This is a genomic window from Emticicia sp. C21 (assembly GCF_003418935.1).
Classification (GTDB): Bacteria; Bacteroidota; Bacteroidia; order Cytophagales; family Spirosomataceae; genus Emticicia.
Genome location: NZ_QVMT01000006.1, coordinates 17,416 through 36,172 on the forward strand (window position 1 = coordinate 17,416; position 18,757 = coordinate 36,172).

Here is an 18,757-nt window from a genome sequence, read left to right on the forward strand (position 1 = left end):
ATCAGAGGTTTGTGCTAATATTTTTATTAATCAATTTCAATATTTGAATGAATTCAGTCTGCCTTTCTGGCGAAATAATCACAGAATCATATTTATCATAGTATATCTCAATTCTATCTCTTACTGATAAAGCCGGAGAGCTAATAGGATTATCTGTTTTTTCTATTTTTCTAATCTTTTTTATGTCAACTTCCTGCTTGAACAAGAATCCACATACAATCTTTAAAGTATCTCCCTCAATCTGGTAATAGGTTCTAAACAAAAAACTAAGTATTAAAGCTGTTGCGCCTAAAAGAACAATTATCCCTATCCAAAGCTTTTGCATGACTGTCATGACTAACAATACCATGAGAAAACATAGTAGAGGAACGAAGAGCCAATAGCTTATTTTTGAGTTGAATCTTTGATACATGGCACAAAAAAAGCGGCTCACAGGATGAACTGTAAGCCGCTGAATATATTTTGATTTCTCAATACATAGCTACGCTGTTCATCCTTTTTTGGAAGAACGCCACCACCATATGTTAGCTATGATATTGTGTTGAGTCATTGTCTATGTTTACTATCTTGTTACAAAAGTATTGAGTAATTTTTTAAAACAAAATTTTTTAAGATTTTTTTTATTTGGTGGATTAATGTAAAATCCCACCTTTTAAAAGCAGAGTTTACTTATACGTATCAATAATACCCCCATTCTGAAACGATACCTCTTTTACCAGACTGGCGGCATTAAAATAGAGAAGCATAGAAAGCGAATTGGTTGCGTTCTGAATATGCTCACATTGCGGCCCTTTTTCCAGAAAATATACAAAGACTTTTTCATTGCGTCGGCTCAGTATCTGATAATCATATCGTCCGAAGTTTTCAATAATCTGATTTTCGCTTAATCCCAGTATTTTGGGTTTTAAGGCTTTTAAAGGCTCAATCAGTTTTACTCTCTTATCTTCACAACCTCCACGGTCGGTCTTAAAATTTTGCAAATCAAAGTCGCCTAAATCTGCTTTTTTCTTCTGGCAGGCAAAGGCAAATAAAGCCAGAAGAGCAATTACTAATATTTTACGCATTGTTTTTAGATTTTTACTTCTACCATTTGTTTGCCTAAACGGCTTTTTTCGGCCATAAAGCCCATCACATGACTTTCTATAGAGGCTTCAATGGTTGATGTTAATAATTCAGGTTTATTCTGGGCTACTGCCTGCACAAAATTACGGGCTAAGCCATAATCTCCTCCGGCATGGCCTGATGCCTGACTTTTATATTCTGGTAATTCACTTGCACGCCATCTAGTATTTTGTTTCGTGCGGAAGTCATAAGTTTGAATCTCGTCCATATCTCCCCATACTTCGCCATGCGAAAACATCAGGCGGGTTTTACGGGCTTCAAAAGAAGTAAAGGCTTCCATCGCGAAATTAACTGTAATCCCTCCCTCAAACTCCATTGATGTAGTATAATGGTCTGGTTGATCATTATTCATTCTATAAACACAACGACCATACGGAGAAGTTTTCAATTTGTCTAAAATCTCATCACCTTGCTTGGCCGGGTCGTCGGTTACATCCAATACTCTTACTCGTAGGCGTTGCTTATAATAGATACTTAGCGCTGAAAATGGACATTCCTTTTCTACTTTACAACTATCTGCACAACGTTCAGTACTACCTTCTGGTGCATTCTCTTTTCTGAACCAACTTAAAGAACCATAAGCCGCTACACTTTTACAAGGCTTCCCGATAATCCAACGGAGAATATCTAAATCATGACAGGACTTTGCCAGAATAATCGGATTAGTATCTTTCGCCACATGCCAGTTGCCACGCACATAGGAGTGCGCCATGTGCTGGTATTCAATTCCCTCTAAATGGTTAACACTGATTAATTGCCCGAACTGCCCGCTTTGCGCAATTTCTTTCAGTTTTCTGAAATACGGTGTATAGCGTAGTACATGACAAACAGCTATAATTCTTTTGGTCTTTTTCGCCATCGCTAATATATCCAGACATTCCTGATAGGATGGCGAAATAGGCTTTTCTAGCAATACATGATAACCCATTTCTAAGGCTTTCATGGCCGGACCATAATGCAAATCATCAGGAGTTGAGATGATAATAGCATCGGCAAACTTAGGCACCTTGAAAACATCTTCCCAGGTTTTAAAGCGATTTTTGTCTTCTATATTATGGGCTAAAGAATATTTATCATTTCTGAACGGAATCGGTTCTGCTACACCTACAATATCTAACTCATTCGGAAATGCCAACGCAAAACGACCATAGACATTTCCCCGATTACCTGCCCCTAAAACAATAGCTGTAACAGCTTTTTCCAGTGGAATGTATCGGTCATCATGGGGTAATTCGATTGGTTCATCAGTAAGATTTTCGGCAAAAGCATCATTGTTTAGGAAAGATAAACCACCGGCGGTTAAGCCAAAGGTTTTCAATATATCTCGTCTTGAAAAACTGTCCATCGTAGGGTAGAATCTTTAAAATTGATTACTTTTGCAAATATACTATAAACACAAATACATTAGCCGATGCAAGGAAAATTAGCAAAGATAGTACCTGCTTTCATGCTCGCAATCATGATTATCATTACAGCCGCTGTCTTAGTAGCCTATTATACCGGGCATCAGGAATTAGCACTCGTGATTCAGAAAATTCAGTTTTATGTAATTGGTGTAGGGGCTATTATAAGTTTGTTTTTGTTGTTTAAGCAACGCCAGCAAAAGAAAAAAGCTGAATAAACAATCGGGTTTATTCAGCTTCTACTTTCAGGCAACTTAATCCTTCTGCCATTCCCATACTTTCAGTTTAGTAACTTTCGCTCTGCCATCTCGGCTGAACAATTGCCAGTTACCACTATTACCATCCGGAAAAATCAGGCTGGTTACTACAGCCTCTCCATCATTTCCAAATACTTCTATCGACGACTGATCTACAAAAATCAAAAGCCTTACTGTCCCTCTTTCAACTTTCATCGGGCTGGCATCCATTGAGGCAAAATTCGGCGAAATCACTTTACCTGAATTAATACGATTAACATACAATTGTTCGCTGTCTTTCTGATAGCCTATTAATGTTTCCTGATTGCTCCCCGGATTTTTCATCACTTTAACACCTACTTCTCGAGCATTACCCAATTCAAATTCTACGTCTATCATGTAAGAAGACGGTTGATTCTGCCACATCATGCCATTGTCTTCTTCTATGCCCATTTCCTCCATCTGAACTATCCCACGCCAGTTTTTTGCTTTTAGTACTTCTTCGGCAGGTTTCTGCAAAAGTCTTAAGCCTTCTGCTGTTCTTTTTAAAGAAATCTCTCTAGGAATACTCATTTGACCCTTCCATGGGAAAGTCGGCAAGGCGTCTGTATAATTCCAACTAGCCATCCAGCCCAACATACTTTTCTTAGGCGCATTGTAGAAAGGAATAGCCGCATAAAAATCTTTTCCATAATCGACGTAGAGTTTAGTGTCTGCCGGATTATCATTGGTAAATGTTTTTCCATCAAAATTGCCGACAAAGTATTGCATGCCTATAAAATCCTGATGAGGTCCGTTAGAAGATAACATCAATACCCATTTAGTACCTTGTTCACCCTCAATCTGTAATTCAACTAATGATGGGCATTCCCACATTTTTCGTAAATCGCCCTGTTTGGCAAACTCACTTAACAATGTCCAGTTTGTCAGATTTTTTGAGCCATAAAACTGTGCTTTAAATTCAAGAGGCAATACTACTACCATTACCCATTGTTTAGTTGGCTCATGCCAGAACATATTGGGGTCACGGAAATCTTTTATAGGCTTACCACTCGGAAGTGGAGCCGGGATAATCGGGTTATTCTTATACTTTGTCCAGGTCCGGCCATTATCAGTAGAATAGGCAAGATGTTGATTTTCTTTCTTTCCATGATAATCGCCCGTATAAATAGCTACCATACTATTTTTACCGAATCCGCTTGTATTATCTTTATCCACTACTATACCACCCGAAAAAATCCATACCGAATCTTCAGGAATAGCCAACGGTAGATGCTCCCAGTTTACCAGATCTTTGCTCACGGCATGCCCCCAACTCATATGTCCCCATTTGTTTTCAAAAGGATTATGCTGGTAGAATATATGCCATTCCCCCTCATGATACACCAATCCATTAGGGTCATTTGTCCAGTTTTGGGCAGGCGAGAAATGAAAATTAGGTCTCCATTGTTCGGTAGGGGCTTGTTGGGCACAAGCTATATAGGAGGTGAACAGGCACAAGGAAAGGATAAGAGTTCTCATAGGATAAAGATTAAGAAAATCTATACTACAAACATAAAGGAAATTATCAATGGAAGCAGATTTTATGAATTAATTATATCTTTCATTTTGTATTGAAAATTCAGAATATATTGATATAGAAACTGTATACTGCCAGTTTATCATTATTTTTGGCTTATTTGTTTTCCCATCATTCCTTTGTACCTTTGCGCCGTTATGCAAGAGTTTTTCACAGATTCAGTTCAAAAATTACAAGAATTTAACGATTTATTGGCATCACCCAAAAGAATTGTTATCACTACTCATCAAAACCCAGATGCCGATGCTCTTGGCTCATCGTTGGGTTTGGCTTCCTATTTAAAGAAAAAAAATCATGTTGTAACGGTTATTACGCCTACCGATTACCCTGAGTTTTTACAATGGATGTCGGGAGAGAAAGAGGTGATTAATTTTGAAAGTGATAAGCAAGAACTTGCTAAACAATTAGTAGCGGATGCTGAAGTGATTTTTTGCCTTGATTTTTCGGTTTTAAACCGTATTAAAAGCATGGAAGAATATGTGAGTAAAGCATCTGCCCAAAAAGTATTGATAGATCATCATCAACAGCCGGAAAGATTTGCTGATTTTGTTTTCTGGAATGAGAAGGCAGCGGCTACCTGTGAGTTGATTTATCAGCTCATTGAAATTCTTGGCGATAAAGCTCTGATTGATATTCCTTGTGCTGAGTGTTTGTATGCAGGTCTGGTAACAGATACGGGTTCTTTTAGATTTGATAGTACCACTAAAGATTTGCATAGAGTGGCCGGTGAACTGATAGAAATAGGAGTTGAAACAAATAATGTTCACCGGAAAATATTTGACAACAATTCTTTAGAGCGCATCCAGTTTTTAGGATTTGCCATTAGTCAGAAATTAGTCTATTTGCCTGAGTATAGAGTATCTTATATGACTATTTCTAAGGAAGAATTAGCCAGATATGGCTCTAAAAACGGAGATACTGAGGGTATTGTGAATTATGGACTTTCGATTAAAGGGATAGAAATGACAGCCATGCTAGTAGAGAGAGACGATATGATACGTATCTCATTTCGCTCGGTAAAAGATTTTTCAGTAAGCGATTTTGCCAGAAATCATTTTAATGGAGGTGGACATAAAAATGCAGCAGGCGGTCGTTCTTACGAAAGCCTGGCAAAAACACTTGAAAAATTCCTAAGTCTTTTGCCTCATTATAAAGAACAATTATTAAATATTGAATAAGTAGATTATCGAACAGCGAATAAATATCTGATTACGTAATATATTATAACAATAAATTTCATGACAAAATTTTTGAAACCTACATTAGGTCTTACGGTAGCAACAAGTTTGCTTTTTTCTTGCGGTGATTTTAAAGTAACCCAGGAGGCCGATGGCTCAAAATACCAGATTCACGAAGGTGGCGACGGTAAAATAAAGGCAAAAGAGGGAGATATCGTAACTTTTGATTTAGTAATAAAAGCCCCTAACGATACAGTATTTACAGATACTTACAAAAGAAAAGAACCGATTACGATGCCAGTTCAAAAAGGAGCATTTAAAGGCTCTTTTGAAAACTCACTTACACACTTAACTGTAGGCGATAGCGCAACTGTTCTAGTAAGTGCCGATTCATTGTTTATGCGTGTACAACAACCTTTGCCTCCGGGAGTACCAAAAGGTTCTGATATGAAATTTATTGTAAAAATCAGATCGATTCAGACAATGGCGCAATTCCAGAAGGCACAGGAAGAAAAGAAGAATAGTGAGCTGAAACTGATGGATAATTTTGCAAAGAAAAATTTCCCTAATGCTACTAAAACACAATTTGGAATGTATCGTGTCGTTCTTAAAGAAGGAGCTGGTGCAACCATTACTACCGGACAAACCGTCAAAGTAGATTATACGGGCAAATTGATGAACGGAACCATCTTTGATAGTTCTACAGGTAAACAACCACTGGAGTTTCCGATAGGACAAGGGGCAGTAATACCGGGTTGGGAACAAGCATTAATGTTGATGAAAAAGGGAGAAAAAAGCATTTTCTTTATTCCATCAAACTTAGCTTATGGTGAACAAGGAAGCGGCCCAATTCCACCATTCAGCCCATTGATTTTTGAAATGGAAGTTATCGATGTGAAATAAATAATTTAATTGTAATGAAAAAGATAGTACTTGGCTTAGTAGTATGTTGTTCGGTTTTATTGAGTTCTTGTGGAGGGTTCCTTGCCAATGATCTGGAAGAAACCGTTAAGTTAAATGACCAGCAGATGTTGAATTATATCAACAACAAAAGTCTTACCATGACCAAAGCAGACAATGGTATGTATTACCAGATGATAAAGACTAATGCTGCCGGAAAAAATGTGAAGATAGGTGATGAAGTTAAGTTTCACTATGTGATGTCATTACTAGATGGTACAAAAATTGACAGTACTGAAAGATTAAAAAATGCACCTGCATCTGCTATTTTCGGTGGTACTATCGGCTTACAAGGCTTATTAGATGCTCTCAATCAACTGAAAGAAGGTGAGAGAGGATTTTTCCTGATTCCATCTTATTTGGCTTTTGGTTCTCAGACACAAGGTAAAATTCCGGCTAAATCGGTGGTTGCATTCGATATAGAGGTGTTAAGATACCGCTCGGAAGAACAACAAATGCAAGAATATATTGATACAGGTTCTAATACAACCTTTATATCAAAAGATACGACAGCCTCTGGCGTAAAAGTGCTTAAAATGGTGGCCGGAACAGGTACGCAGTTGGCCGCAGGCCAAACAGCTACTGTGAAATATACCGGATACTTGGCCAGTAATATCAAACAATTTGATACAGGCCAGATAGATGTATATCTTGGTGGTGGAAATGTAGTAAAAGGTTTTGATGAAGGTTTGCAGAAACTGAAAGTGGGCGATAAAGCTGTACTGGTTTTCCGTTCAGAATTAGGATATGGTGTACAAGGTCGGCAGGATTCGAATGGTGCATTTGTCATACCACCTTATTCGCCTTTAATCTTTGTTGTAGAGATTAAGAGCACCAAATAAAAAATCATTATTTTTTGTAATTTTAAAGCCTCTGAACTTTTCAGAGGCTTTATCGTTTTATGTAGAACGTATTGTTAAATTATGGGAAAAATACCTAAGGAACTCGAAAAAGCGATTCTCGGCCTTCCTGCCAAAGAAAAGGATAAAATACTTTTACGCTTGATTGGCAGAAATGAATTATTAACCCAGCAATTGCAATACCAATTGTTGGAGAATGAATCGTTTTTAGAAGATAGGAGGGATGAAATTAAAAAGAGTATTCAAAGGGTTTCTAAGATGCACCATGACACACCAGGTTGGTTGATGATGGATATGCGGGAGTTGAATAGTAGAATCACTATGCATGTAAAAGTAACAAAGGATAAGTATGGAGAAGTAGAACTGACCCTTTATTTATTGAATGCTTTCTTTGAAAATCAGTCTAAATTATTAGAGAAATATAGCAGCAAGTCTGATACGGTGGCCCTTTATATAGCCAAGCGAACAGAGTTTGTACTAAAAAAACTGCCCAAACTCCATGAAGATTATTATATAGAGTTTGAGCGCGATGTGAATAAATTATTAGAGCGAGTGTATAAGTATGCCCCTGCTTATTATGCCCGACAAATGGACTTACCCAAAAGCTGGGATTATTAATCTTTCTGCATGAGTTCAGAAACATGACGAGCAATAGGGTCGGGCGATTGTTGCAAGTGTTCAACTACTCGTTGATAATCTTCTGGATTTCTATTTTGTGAAAGTTTGTATTTGGCTTGTATATCGGTAATTTCGATCTCAAAGCCCACAATAGCTCGCATCTGGTTCTCTACCATTTTTTCTGACATCGTTTCAATACTCACCGGATTTTCAGAAGCTTGTTCATACTTATCAACCAGTTTCTTTAAAGATTGCCACAAGTCCTGCCCTTCAATAATCCTAATTTTTCCGTATACATGCACAGCTACATAATTCCAGGTTGGTACACTTTCACCTTTGTACCATGAGGCCGAAATATAGGCGTGAGGGCCTATAAAAATGGTTAAAACCTCTTTGTTCTCATCAAAACTACGCCATTGTTCATTCGCTCGGGCTAAATGTCCACAAAGCACCTTTTTGCCGTCTCTTTCCTCCAATTCAATCGGAATATGTGTGGCAAGTGGTATGCCATTTTTTAAACTCACTAAAATCCCGAAGCTATTCTGGCGTATAAACTCCTCTATCTCTTCCGGGTTTTCGTTCTTAAATATCTTAGGTATGTACATGCCTACTCAAAGCTTCTGATAGTGTCTGAAATAATCTCGATACAATCCCATAATTGAGATTCTGTCATTACTAAAGGTGGTGCCAGACGTATTTTATTACCATGTGTAGGTTTAGCCAATACACCATTATCTTTCAATTTATTACAGATATCCCAGGCAAGGTCAGAATCTTCTGTTGTATCAATTAAAATAGCATTTAATAAGCCTTTGCCGCGCACTTGCGTAACAATGGTTGTTTCAACTACCAACTTCTGCATTTCCTGACGGAAGATGTTTCCTAAAAGCTCAGCATTTTCAGCCAGATTTTCCTCTTTTACCACTTTCAATGCTTCCATAGCCACTGCACAAGCCAATGGGTTACCACCATAGGTAGATCCATGCTCTCCCGGTTTCAGCGTAAGCATAATCTCATCATCTGCCAATACTGCGGATACCGGTAAAACTCCTCCAGAAAGGGCTTTGCCCAGAATAATCATATCCGGACGAATATTGTAATGGTCAGTTGCCAATAGCTTACCTGTTCGGGCAATACCTGTCTGAATCTCGTCAGCGATGAAAAGTACATTGCTTGCTTTACACATTCTATAAGCCTCCGGTAAATACTGGTCGTCAGGTACTACAACACCTGCTTCTCCTTGGATAGGTTCTACTATAAAGCCTGCAATATATGGATCGTTGATTAGGGCTTCTTCTAAAGCTTCTATATTGTTGTAAGGCACTATTTCAATGCCTGTCATATAAGGCCCGAATTCTTTTTTGGCTGTTGGGTCAGTAGAAGCGGAAATAACTGATAGCGTGCGCCCGTGAAAATTACCTCCGGCAAAAATTATTTTTGCTTTGTTTTCAGGAATACCCTTCACCTGATAACCCCACTTCCGGCACAATTTCATAGCTGTTTCTACTGCTTCTACGCCTGTATTCATAGGCAATACACGGTCATAACCAAAGTATTGGGTAATGTATTCTTCAAAACGACCAAGCATCGAATTATAAAATGCCCTTGAAGTAAGCGTCAGCTTTTGTGATTGCTCAATTAAAGCATTGATGATGCGAGGATGACAATGCCCCTGATTAACCGCAGAATAAGCCGATAGAAAGTCGTAGTAACGTTTGCCTTCAACATCCCATACATACACGCCTTTGCCTTTGTCTAAAACAACAGAAAGAGGATGATAATTATGGGCTCCGTAGCGTTCTTCCAATTCAATTAGTTGTTCGCTTAATTGAGTGTCTACTAACATAATTATAGTATTTAATATTTCTTTGGATACATATACGACAAAAATGTTAAAATGACTTATAATAAACAATAATTAAGTTATATTTACTTTATTTCTAAAAAATAGGGAAAATACTGACGTATAAATAGCTAATAAAATTTACTTTGACTTATGGTGAATGACGAATTTTTAGATGATTTTGATAAACAAATTCTGATTCAACTGGAAAAAGATGGCCGGAAACCTTACTCGGAAATTGCCAAGAATCTGAACATTTCTAATACGATGGTCCATCAACGCATAGCCCGTATGAAGAAAGTAGGTATTCTAAAAGGTGCTGGAATTATTTTAGACGAACGGAAGTTAGGATATGAATGGAGCGCCTTTACAGGGATTATTCTGAAAGAAGATTCAGACTCAAAGCTGATTATTGAGGAACTTAGAAAAATACCTGAAGTTACCGAATGTTATTATATCACAGGAGAGTATACCTTATACACCCGCATCGTTGCTAAATCGAGCGAGCATATGCGGAGGGTATTATATGATAAAATTGATAATATCAATGGCGTACTCAAAACAGAGTCGATGATTGACTTCGGGGCGGCTTTCAAACGAAATGTGAGTGTAGAACTATGATAGTCCAATAGGTAAGTTTTGCCAAATAAAATTTGCTTAGTCTATTGATTATGTGGGTTGTACAATACAAAAACAAATATTAATTTTGTAGAAACAAATTAACAATGCCTCGTATATATCTTGATAATGCCGCCACTACTCGTCTTGACGACGAAGTTCTGCAGGCCATGTTACCCCTGATGACGGAAAATTTCGGGAACCCCTCTTCTATCCATGCGCATGGTCGACAGGTGCGTTCTGCTATAGAGAGAGCCCGTAAAACTATCGCTACTTTACTGAGTGCATCGCCGTCAGAAATTTTCTTTACATCGGGTGGAACCGAGGCAGATAATACCGCCATTACCTGCAGTATTGATACCTATCAGTTGAAACATGCGATTACTTCACCAACTGAGCATCATGCTGTTTTACATACACTGGAACATCTGGCAAAGCAGGGGATTATTGAGTTAAGCTATGTAAAACTCAACGAAAAAGGCCAGGTAGATGTGGCTCATCTGGAAGAACTATTGCGCACTAAACCACGTACTTTGGTGTCATTAATGCACGGCAATAATGAGATTGGTAACCTGATAGATTTAAAGCAAATAAGCGAAATATGCAAGAAATATAATGCGATTTTCCATTCTGATACTGTTCAGACAATGGGACATTATACTCATAATCTGCAGGATTTAAACATTGATTTCATAGTAGGAGCGGCACATAAATTTCATGGCCCTAAGGGGGTAGGTTTCTTGTATATCAATGCCAATAACAAGATTCATCCGTTTATTCATGGCGGCTCACAGGAGCGTAATATGCGTGGAGGTACAGAGAATGTGTATGGAATTGTAGGGATGGCAAAGGCTCTTGAAATTGCTTACCGGGATATGGAAGCCCACCAGAATCATATCAAAGGACTAAAAACCAGAATGATTGAAAAACTGACAGCCAATATTCCGGGTATTACTTTCAACGGAGATTCGGCTAATGTAGACAACAGCCTTTATACAGTACTGAGCGTAAGTTTCCCGCCAAGTTCAGATAACGATATGCTATTGTTTAATCTGGATATAGCGCAGATTTCTTGTTCGAGTGGCAGTGCCTGTTCAAGCGGTACAGATGTGGGTTCCCATGTTTTAGGAGCGTTAAATGTACACCCTGACAGAGGCAATGTTCGTTTTTCTTTCGGGAAATATAACACGGAAGAAGAAATTGATAAAGTGATAGATGTTCTGACAGAGATATATGCTAAGAAAGTACTAGCCCCTAACCCCTAAAGGGGACAAAACAACTTTGAAATGGAAAAGGGGCTTTTTCAGAAACCCCTTATTCATTTATAGAGTATTATAATAATTAACAACTGCAGCAACTGAGGCGTCTTCTTTAAAGTTTGTTTTGTTATCTTTAATATATTGTTCTACTTCTGCGGATTTATCACTCAGAGCTGCGATAATTGCCTTCTTGTCTCTTTTTACTTTGGTATAAGTACCATCGCTCTTTAACAGATAATAATTGGTATTTTCACCAAATGTTCTGGTTATACTAGCGGAATTATAACCTTTACTCTCTCTGATTACTTTCTTGGTTTTCTTCAGAAACTTTACTTTCTTTCCATCACTCAATACTTCAAAATAGGGGTCTTTTTCAGTCTCTTTTATTTCAGGAACCGTAATAAAACTCATAGCTACGTTATTAGGATAGAGCATAAAAGATTTCACAAGTGAAGTAAAACCCATATCAGCCCCATTTTTTCCTTTGAAAAAAACGATTCCTTCAACTTGATCATATTTCAGGTCAAGGTCTTTATGAGCTTTCCCATCAGCTAATATTACTTCGCCCTTGGTCCAGTTTTCAAAAATATAGGGTGTCCCTACCATGTCAACATATTTACTCGTCAATAACGGTTTACCACTTACATCCTGCATATAGTATTGAGCTTGAGCAGCCAGACAGGCAAGAAAAAGAGAAACGCACAAAATAGTTTTGTTCATAGTCAGAATAGTTTTAGCAAATATAATGATGAATAACGATGAGTCGAGTGCTAAAGGTATAAAAAAGCCCGACTTAAAAATAAGCCGGGCTTTTGTTCAAAAAACCAGATTAATATCCAGGATTTTGTGAAATATTTGGATTAGCATTTCTTTCAGTCTGAGGTATTGGCCCAATTCTGAAATTGCTAGTATAAGGAACATTTCTGATTTGGTATTTACCACCTACACGAACGATGTCTCTTTTCAAACGGTTCAAATCAAAGAATCTGTCACCTTCAAAAGCTAATTCTTTTCTACGTTCAGTAATGATGTCTTCAATTAAAGTAGCACCAGTAGAAGCATAAACAAAGCCCGGGTCTCTTTGTGCAATCAAAGCGTTGAGATATTTCAAAGCATCTGTTTCTTTGTTTGTACGTGCCGCTGATTCAGCTGCAATTAAATATACTTCTGATAAACGAAGCACTTTTTTATCGTCTCTGTCACCCGCTACGTTTTGATATTTATTTACAATGTAAGCTGGGTTTTCAGCTTGTGCTCTTGAACCAATTGTGATTAGTTTTTTTCTAACATCAGTATCTGAATATAGTTTATATAACTCTTCGTTAGCCAATAAATCGCCGTAACCAGCCTGGTTGTAGATATATCCTAGTTCATCAGTACCTACGTTCAAAGTAGCATCAGCCGATACTTCAAATAAAGTTTCGGTTTTAACAGTACTAGTGTTTGAAGCAGGAGATGCCCAGTAAGCGGCTACTTTGTCTGCAGTTACTAGCGTGAAACCACTGCTATTGATTACTTCGGTAGAATAAGTCAATGCTTTGTCATAATCACCCTGGTAGAAACTAACTTTAGCTGCTAAAGCACGAGCAGCAAATTTAGAGAATCTTGCAGAACCAGTATACTCAGTCATTGAAGTATAAGCCTTGTCTAAATCAGACTGAATTTGTGTATATACTTCCTGTACAGTATTACGTTTTGGCTTCAATGTCGGGTCATAATGCAATACAATAGGTACTCCTTCCGATGCTAATTCACCAGATTTTGAAAAGCTGCGGACCAGGTTGAAATACAACAGAGCTCTGATAGCATAAGCTTCACCTTTTATCTGATTTACGTTCGCATTTTCAGTCAATTTTGCATCAATGATGTTGTTTGCTCTCAAAATAGCAGTATAGGCATTGTTCCAGTAACCTTCATAATCAGCATTCGCTGTAGTAATTACGTATTGGTCGAATGCAAAATATCTACCAGAGTTTCTTGACGAAAGAAACACGTTGTCGGCACCTAAATCTCCGATAACCGGAATAGTGCGACCAAACAAGTTTGCACTTCTTAATTGTGCATAAGTTCCTCTCAAAGCTACTAGTAAGTCAGCTTCTGTAGAAACAGCCACTTCATTCGGAACCTGGGTATATGGAGATAGTTCTAAGAAAGAATCCTTACAAGAAGAAAGAAAACTTGTAATAAGAACTCCCAAGATTACTATTTTATGATTAAATCTTTTCATGATAATTCTTTAGAAATTGTGTATTAAAACGCGACTTGTAAACCACCTGTAAACGTTTTTGGAAGATAGATCTCTAAGTTCGTAGAACTATTGATATAAGTCTCTGGGTCATAAGGTAAGTTTTTGTCTTTCACCCATGTCCAAAGATTGCTTCCTCTTACGTATAATTTCACATTGCTCAATTTCACTTTCGAAACTATATTTGATGGTAAGGTATAACCCAATGAGATGTCTCTTAAACGGATGTAATCGCCAGCATATAAATATCTGCTAGATAATGAGTTAGACGCACTAGCTCCACCATAAACGTATTTCGGTACATTAGTGATGTCGCCAGGTTTTTGCCATCTTTGTAACTGGATAGCCACTCTGTTGAAGGTTGCATTGTACCCATCACTTTGTGTATAGTTAGCCCAGTTATCGCGTACCATGTTTCCGAAGTTATAGTAGAACAAGAAATCAAGGCTCAGACCTTTGTAAGAGAAAGTAGAGCTAAAGCTACCAAATGCTTTCGGAGTAGCCGAACCTACAATCTGTTGTTTGGCGTTGTTAAGAATGCTGGTTGTTTCAGTGCGAGATTCGTCAATATACCATAACGGAGCACCATTAGCCGGATTAACACCTGCCCATGCTCTTACATAGTATGATTGGTAATCTTCGCCTACTCTTCTTATAAACGGAGAAACTACCTGATCTGCGTTATTAACTAGCGCTAAAATTTTATTTTTGTTCAAAGCAATATTGAAAGCGGCATCCCATGTGAAATCACCTGCAATAACTGGTGTACCAGAAACAGAAATTTCAATACCTTGGTTTTGTAGTGAACCAATGTTGTTTTTGAAGCTTGTGAATCCGGTTGTTCTTGATAATGGTTCATCCAACAATAGATTTGTTGTTTTTCTTGTATACCACTCAAAAGTTAAATTCAAGCGTTTTTTCAACAAAGTCGCGTCAAAACCAATATCAAATGGACGGTTTTCTTCCCAGGTAAGATTTACGTTACCTACAGCGTTAGGACCACTACCAGTTGCACCTAAGTAGTTAAATCCGGCACCGTATGCATAAGTTGGCTGCCAGTCATAATCACCAATTGCAGCATTACCATTCACACCATAAGAAGCTCTTAATTTCAATTGATCAATGAAGGTAATATCTGTCATGAAAGATTCTTTGTGGATATTCCACGCACCGCCTACCGACCAGAAATTACCATATCTGTTATTGCTACCAAATCTTGAAGAACCATCTCTACGGAAACTACCTGATAAAACGTATTTGTTTTGTACAGAGAAGTTAGCCATTGCTAATGCTGAAGAAAAAGAATAGTCGCTGTTTGATCCAACTGCCGAGTTATAAACCGAACCAGCCGAAGGAACAGTAATGTTTATATTTGAAGGCAAACCATAAGCTGTTACACTTGAGGTAAACAACTGAGATTTTTGTGCTTCATAACCTGCAATCACATTCAACACATAATCATCATTTTTAGTAATATCCCAGGTATAGTCAGCTAAGTTTGTCCAAACCCAGTTGAAATAACGTGTATAGAATCTGTATGAACGACCACCATCATTTCTACCATCACCATGGAATGGGTTATTGTAGGCATCTTCTTCGTAGTTATTATAGTCAAGACCAATTTTTGAAGAGATTTTCAAATCTCTTAAAACCTGATACTCTAGAGAAGCTGTAGTAATACCTTTTAAACCACTTGTTTTTCTTTTATCCATTGAGGCAATGGCTACCGGATTGAAAAGTGCACCTGCAGGAAAATCCGGGCCACTGATATTTGGTGTTCCGTCAGCATTTCTTGGAGAATAAGAAGGTAACAAGAAATAAGCATTTAATACAGGATTAGCAAATAAACCACCTGCACTAGGGCCTTTCTGACCTGTAGAAGAAAGCATAATGTTTGCTTTTAAGGTCAATTTATCAGTGATTTTATTAGTCAGGTTCATGTTACCGGTGTAACGATTGAACAAAGACTGAATAACTGTACCTTCTTGTTTAAAATAACCACCAGAGAAATAGAACTGAGTTTTTTCATTACCACCACTCGCCGAAAGGTTATACTGTTGTTGTGTACCTGTGCGGGTAACTTCATCTAACCAGTTTGTATTAACACCATTGTTGGTTCTGAAGTTTTGGTCTACTAATGCTTGCGCTTCGGTTAAGTTAGCTGCCTGACCACCATTTACCAAACCTTCCGCTGTTAATTCGCGCCATTCTGATGAAGTCAACGGGCGGTTAGCATCGCTTAAATAAGCAATATCAGCTACCCCAACCTCAGTGTCGAAACGGATTCTGGTTTTTCCGGCTTTACCTTTTTTGGTAGTAATTAAGATTACACCATTCGCTGCACGAGAACCATAGATTGAGGCAGAGGCTGCATCTTTCAATACCGTTACACTTTCAATATCGTTAGGATTAATACCTGCTAAAGCATTGGCAGTAGTTGTATTTCTTGTTAAATCCCCAGAGTTGATTGGAATACCGTCAACTACATATAATGGATCAGAACCAGCGGTCATCGAACCAATACCACGGATACGGATATTCTGAACTGAACCTGGTTGACCAGAACCACCTGCTGACTGCAAACCTGCTACACGGCCTTGAATCGCCTTATCAACAGAAGTAAATGGTGTATTCTCAATTTTTTCAGAGTTTACTACACCGACTGCACCTGTTTTCTTAATAGAAGAGGTTGTTCCGTAGCCGATTACAATGGCTTCGGCCAATTCCTGAGCATCAGAAGCTAATTGTACATCGATCACTGTGCGGTTGTTTATCTGAACTTGTTGGGTAACAAAGCCGATAAAACTGAATGTAAGAGTTGCGTTGCCTGGTACTGTGATGCTGTAAACACCTTCTGCATTTGTTGTTGTACCTTTAGTAGAGCCTTTTAGGGTAACACTTACACCCGGAAGAGCAGAACCATCGTCAGATGATGTAACCTTGCCGGATATAGTTTTGTCTTGTGCAAATACTTGGACGCTCCAAAACAATACCAATAGAAGACTTGGTAGAAGAGATTTCCTCATAATCGTTTGTTTGGTTTTTAGTTTGTTTTTACTAGAATAAATACCCTTGTGAGAGTATTCTTTTTACAAAAATAATGGAGAGAAAATTCAAAAAACAACAGTTTTTTTTAAAAAAAGGCAAGAAAAACTTTGAATATTTTTAATAAAATACAAAAAAATGTTTTTGTATTTTATTGATTATAAGTTGCTTATGAAATTGAAATTGTGTATTTTTTTTAGTTAGAATATTTGGCTATTGTGGGCATTAATTTTTTCTGAAATACGGGCTTAAAAACAAAAAAGGCAGCCTAATGACTGCCTCTTTGCGATATATGTGTTTCGGTAATTATGCTTATTTTTTATCCCACCAAACGCGTGTATCCTGGGTATCAGCTCCTTGGGCTGCCACTGCTTTATCGTAGTTAGCTTTGTTCAAAGTTTGCTCTGTAACAGGGTAGGCCAAACGACGAGGAATAAGACCACTTGGGTTCAATGGGTTAGCTGCCGGAGTCAAAGCAGGATAACCTGTACGACGCCATTCAGCCCATGCTTCATTGCCCTGGTAGAACAAGGCAATCCATTTTTGTGTACCAATTTGCTCTAATGCCTTAGCATCATCATATTTTACATCAGGTTGTTGCAAGTAAGCATTCACTACTGCATCAGTAGCGGCAGATGTACCAATCCATTGTTCGATAGACGCTTTGATAGCACTTTCGTACAATGCTTTTACGTCACCTGAAATCCATCCTAATTTAACGGCTTCTGCTTCAGAAAATAACACCTGAGCATAAGTTACTACGTTAGCAGGTGAATTTTGCTGACGAATTGAACTTGCTGCCAACGAAACATCCTGTGCTTTCCAGGTAGGAGGAAATACACCATAAGGTACACCTACATATTTTTGTAAGATGTTTTGGTCTGCCATTCCCGGAATACGAGGATCATTATTTTTAATCAGGTAATTCATGAAAGTACTACTTACAGCAAAATCCTTACGGTTGCTTGTAATGTAGTTATTATACAATGGGTGCTCATTATTAGCTTCTGCCAGATAATTATATTTTACATTATCAGCGTTAGAGGCTAATACGCCATCTGCCATTGCTGCAGCAAATTCAGTTTTACCTTTAGCAGGATCTACTTTTGACAAACGAAGCGCCATAATCATACGTAAAGTATTGGCAAATTTCTTCCAACGGGTAGCATTGCCATTCAAAAGAATATCACCTTTTACGGTTGCACCACCGTCAAACTGCGCTTGTGCTTCTTTCAACTCTTTAAACAAATCGGTATAAATAGCTTGTTGCGTATCATAAGCCGGGCTAAAGTTTGCGCTACCTTTCAATGCCTGAGAATAAGGAATATCTCCCCAGCGATCAGTCATCCACATATAAGTATAGGCTTTAGCAATACGGGCAATAGCAATCTGGTTATTGTTTGAACCATTGGCTGCTGCTGTAACTTTAGTATCAGCATTTGTATTCAAGTCAATAATGGCCTGATAAGTTACCAAAGGGCCTGTATAAAAACCATTGAAGTTGAAATTGATGGTTTTATAACGAGAATCCTCAATATAGGTTACATCACCAAATTGTTGTGTATAAAGTGCCGGAACCATTTCGGTAGTCATCCCTCCGATATTACGCAATGCGCCTGTGAGGAACCCTGCAGTATTCGGAGTTGATGGGTTATTTGGGCTAAGGTTCATATTGCCAAAATCACCCGGATCGCACGAAGTAGTGGCAATTGCTAAGCCGAGTGCCACTACTAATGATTTGTATGCTGTTATTTTTTTCATTTTTTTAATAGTGTTTAACGACAGTAGTAC

At 38.0% G+C, this 18,757-nt stretch carries 17 protein-coding genes; 7 read left to right on the plus strand and 10 right to left on the minus strand.

The genetic code is table 11. The annotated features are described in order from the left end of the window. Window position 1 precedes the first annotated feature (1 nt). From D0T08_RS14680 to D0T08_RS14690, 3 genes are all read right to left on the minus strand, one after another. Window positions 2–325 carry a PH domain-containing protein gene (locus D0T08_RS14680; protein WP_158561271.1) on the minus strand — a complete coding sequence of 108 codons (324 nt, stop codon included), beginning with the start codon at window positions 323–325 and terminating at the stop codon, window positions 2–4. Window positions 326–665: 340 nt separating this feature from the next. After that, window positions 666–1,064 (minus strand): hypothetical protein, encoded by a 399-nt coding sequence (locus D0T08_RS14685; RefSeq protein ID WP_116983423.1) that lies wholly within the window; start codon window positions 1,062–1,064, stop codon window positions 666–668. Window positions 1,065–1,069: 5 nt separating this feature from the next. After that, entirely contained in the window at window positions 1,070–2,467 is a 1,398-nt protein-coding gene (locus D0T08_RS14690) for a Gfo/Idh/MocA family protein (RefSeq protein ID WP_116983424.1), read from the minus strand. A 66-nt stretch (window positions 2,468–2,533) separates the two neighbouring features. On the opposite strand from D0T08_RS14690, the gene D0T08_RS14695 reads away from it, so the two are divergent. Beyond that, window positions 2,534–2,743, plus strand: a complete 210-nt coding sequence (locus tag D0T08_RS14695) for a hypothetical protein (RefSeq protein WP_116983425.1) — start codon at window positions 2,534–2,536, stop codon at window positions 2,741–2,743. Window positions 2,744–2,779: 36 nt separating this feature from the next. Here D0T08_RS14695 and D0T08_RS14700 read toward each other — a convergent pair whose 3' ends face one another. Then, window positions 2,780–4,282, minus strand: a complete 1,503-nt coding sequence (locus tag D0T08_RS14700) for a glycoside hydrolase family 32 protein (protein WP_116983426.1) — start codon at window positions 4,280–4,282, stop codon at window positions 2,780–2,782. A 195-nt stretch (window positions 4,283–4,477) separates the two neighbouring features. On the opposite strand from D0T08_RS14700, the gene D0T08_RS14705 reads away from it, so the two are divergent. From D0T08_RS14705 to D0T08_RS14720, 4 genes are all read left to right on the plus strand, one after another. Then, window positions 4,478–5,518 carry a bifunctional oligoribonuclease/PAP phosphatase NrnA gene (locus D0T08_RS14705; protein WP_116983427.1) on the plus strand — a complete coding sequence of 347 codons (1,041 nt, stop codon included), beginning with the start codon at window positions 4,478–4,480 and terminating at the stop codon, window positions 5,516–5,518. A gap of 60 nt (window positions 5,519–5,578) precedes the next feature. Then, window positions 5,579–6,421: an FKBP-type peptidyl-prolyl cis-trans isomerase gene (locus D0T08_RS14710; RefSeq protein ID WP_116983428.1), complete on the plus strand. Its 843-nt coding sequence runs from the start codon at window positions 5,579–5,581 to the stop codon at window positions 6,419–6,421. Window positions 6,422–6,435: 14 nt separating this feature from the next. Beyond that, the gene (locus tag D0T08_RS14715) at window positions 6,436–7,320 is read left to right on the plus strand and encodes an FKBP-type peptidyl-prolyl cis-trans isomerase (protein WP_116983429.1); all 885 of its coding nucleotides are present in this window, start codon (window positions 6,436–6,438) and stop codon (window positions 7,318–7,320) included. Window positions 7,321–7,401: 81 nt separating this feature from the next. Next, complete coding sequence (locus D0T08_RS14720) at window positions 7,402–7,956, plus strand: hypothetical protein (RefSeq protein WP_116983430.1); 555 nt, start codon at window positions 7,402–7,404, stop codon at window positions 7,954–7,956. On the opposite strand, the gene D0T08_RS14725 is transcribed toward D0T08_RS14720, so the two are convergent. Together D0T08_RS14725 and rocD are read right to left on the minus strand one after the other, a co-directional pair. Further along, entirely contained in the window at window positions 7,953–8,561 is a 609-nt protein-coding gene (locus D0T08_RS14725) for an FMN-binding negative transcriptional regulator (protein WP_116983431.1), read from the minus strand. The two genes, D0T08_RS14720 and D0T08_RS14725, sit on opposite strands and share 4 nt — an antisense overlap. Window positions 8,562–8,563: 2 nt before the next feature. Then, entirely contained in the window at window positions 8,564–9,802 is a 1,239-nt protein-coding gene (rocD, locus tag D0T08_RS14730) for an ornithine--oxo-acid transaminase (RefSeq protein WP_116983432.1), read from the minus strand. Window positions 9,803–9,952: 150 nt separating this feature from the next. On the opposite strand from rocD, the gene D0T08_RS14735 reads away from it, so the two are divergent. Together D0T08_RS14735 and D0T08_RS14740 are read left to right on the plus strand one after the other, a co-directional pair. After that, a complete protein-coding gene (locus tag D0T08_RS14735) occupies window positions 9,953–10,420 on the plus strand; it encodes an Lrp/AsnC family transcriptional regulator (RefSeq protein WP_116983433.1) in 468 nt (155 codons plus the stop codon). Between the two features lie 104 nt (window positions 10,421–10,524). Beyond that, the gene (locus tag D0T08_RS14740) at window positions 10,525–11,682 is read left to right on the plus strand and encodes a cysteine desulfurase family protein (protein ID WP_116983434.1); all 1,158 of its coding nucleotides are present in this window, start codon (window positions 10,525–10,527) and stop codon (window positions 11,680–11,682) included. 57 nt (window positions 11,683–11,739) lie between these two features. Here the strand turns inward: D0T08_RS14740 and D0T08_RS14745 are convergent, their stop codons facing one another. The 4 genes from D0T08_RS14745 to D0T08_RS14760 all read right to left on the minus strand — a co-directional run bounded on the left by D0T08_RS14745 (window position 11,740) and on the right by D0T08_RS14760 (window position 18,727). Beyond that, a complete protein-coding gene (locus D0T08_RS14745) occupies window positions 11,740–12,396 on the minus strand; it encodes a hypothetical protein (protein WP_116983435.1) in 657 nt (218 codons plus the stop codon). Between the two features lie 109 nt (window positions 12,397–12,505). Beyond that, entirely contained in the window at window positions 12,506–13,903 is a 1,398-nt protein-coding gene (locus D0T08_RS14750; protein WP_116983436.1) for a RagB/SusD family nutrient uptake outer membrane protein, read from the minus strand. A gap of 23 nt (window positions 13,904–13,926) precedes the next feature. Further along, window positions 13,927–16,947 (minus strand): TonB-dependent receptor, encoded by a 3,021-nt coding sequence (locus D0T08_RS14755; protein ID WP_116983437.1) that lies wholly within the window; start codon window positions 16,945–16,947, stop codon window positions 13,927–13,929. Window positions 16,948–17,278: 331 nt separating this feature from the next. After that, window positions 17,279–18,727 (minus strand): SusD/RagB family nutrient-binding outer membrane lipoprotein, encoded by a 1,449-nt coding sequence (locus D0T08_RS14760; RefSeq protein WP_116983438.1) that lies wholly within the window; start codon window positions 18,725–18,727, stop codon window positions 17,279–17,281. Window positions 18,728–18,757: the final 30 nt, after the last annotated feature.

Bases quoted from the DNA above. Each gene is read 5' to 3' on its own strand.
- D0T08_RS14755 (WP_116983437.1), bottom strand. From the start codon at position 16,947: ATGAGGAAATCTCTTCTACCAAGTCTTCTATTGGTATTGTTTTGGAGC.
- D0T08_RS14695 (WP_116983425.1), top strand. From the start codon at position 2,534: ATGCAAGGAAAATTAGCAAAGATAGTACCTGCTTTCATGCTCGCAATC.
- D0T08_RS14720 (WP_116983430.1), top strand. From the start codon at position 7,402: ATGGGAAAAATACCTAAGGAACTCGAAAAAGCGATTCTCGGCCTTCCT.
- D0T08_RS14740 (WP_116983434.1), top strand. From the start codon at position 10,525: ATGCCTCGTATATATCTTGATAATGCCGCCACTACTCGTCTTGACGAC.
- D0T08_RS14725 (WP_116983431.1), bottom strand. From the start codon at position 8,561: ATGTACATACCTAAGATATTTAAGAACGAAAACCCGGAAGAGATAGAG.
- D0T08_RS14680 (WP_158561271.1), bottom strand. From the start codon at position 325: ATGCAAAAGCTTTGGATAGGGATAATTGTTCTTTTAGGCGCAACAGCT.
- D0T08_RS14705 (WP_116983427.1), top strand. From the start codon at position 4,478: ATGCAAGAGTTTTTCACAGATTCAGTTCAAAAATTACAAGAATTTAAC.
- D0T08_RS14715 (WP_116983429.1), top strand. From the start codon at position 6,436: ATGAAAAAGATAGTACTTGGCTTAGTAGTATGTTGTTCGGTTTTATTG.
- D0T08_RS14700 (WP_116983426.1), bottom strand. From the start codon at position 4,282: ATGAGAACTCTTATCCTTTCCTTGTGCCTGTTCACCTCCTATATAGCT.
- D0T08_RS14745 (WP_116983435.1), bottom strand. From the start codon at position 12,396: ATGAACAAAACTATTTTGTGCGTTTCTCTTTTTCTTGCCTGTCTGGCT.
- D0T08_RS14710 (WP_116983428.1), top strand. From the start codon at position 5,579: ATGACAAAATTTTTGAAACCTACATTAGGTCTTACGGTAGCAACAAGT.
- D0T08_RS14750 (WP_116983436.1), bottom strand. From the start codon at position 13,903: ATGAAAAGATTTAATCATAAAATAGTAATCTTGGGAGTTCTTATTACA.
- D0T08_RS14735 (WP_116983433.1), top strand. From the start codon at position 9,953: ATGGTGAATGACGAATTTTTAGATGATTTTGATAAACAAATTCTGATT.
- rocD (WP_116983432.1), bottom strand. From the start codon at position 9,802: ATGTTAGTAGACACTCAATTAAGCGAACAACTAATTGAATTGGAAGAA.
- D0T08_RS14690 (WP_116983424.1), bottom strand. From the start codon at position 2,467: ATGGACAGTTTTTCAAGACGAGATATATTGAAAACCTTTGGCTTAACC.
- D0T08_RS14685 (WP_116983423.1), bottom strand. From the start codon at position 1,064: ATGCGTAAAATATTAGTAATTGCTCTTCTGGCTTTATTTGCCTTTGCC.
- D0T08_RS14760 (WP_116983438.1), bottom strand. From the start codon at position 18,727: ATGAAAAAAATAACAGCATACAAATCATTAGTAGTGGCACTCGGCTTA.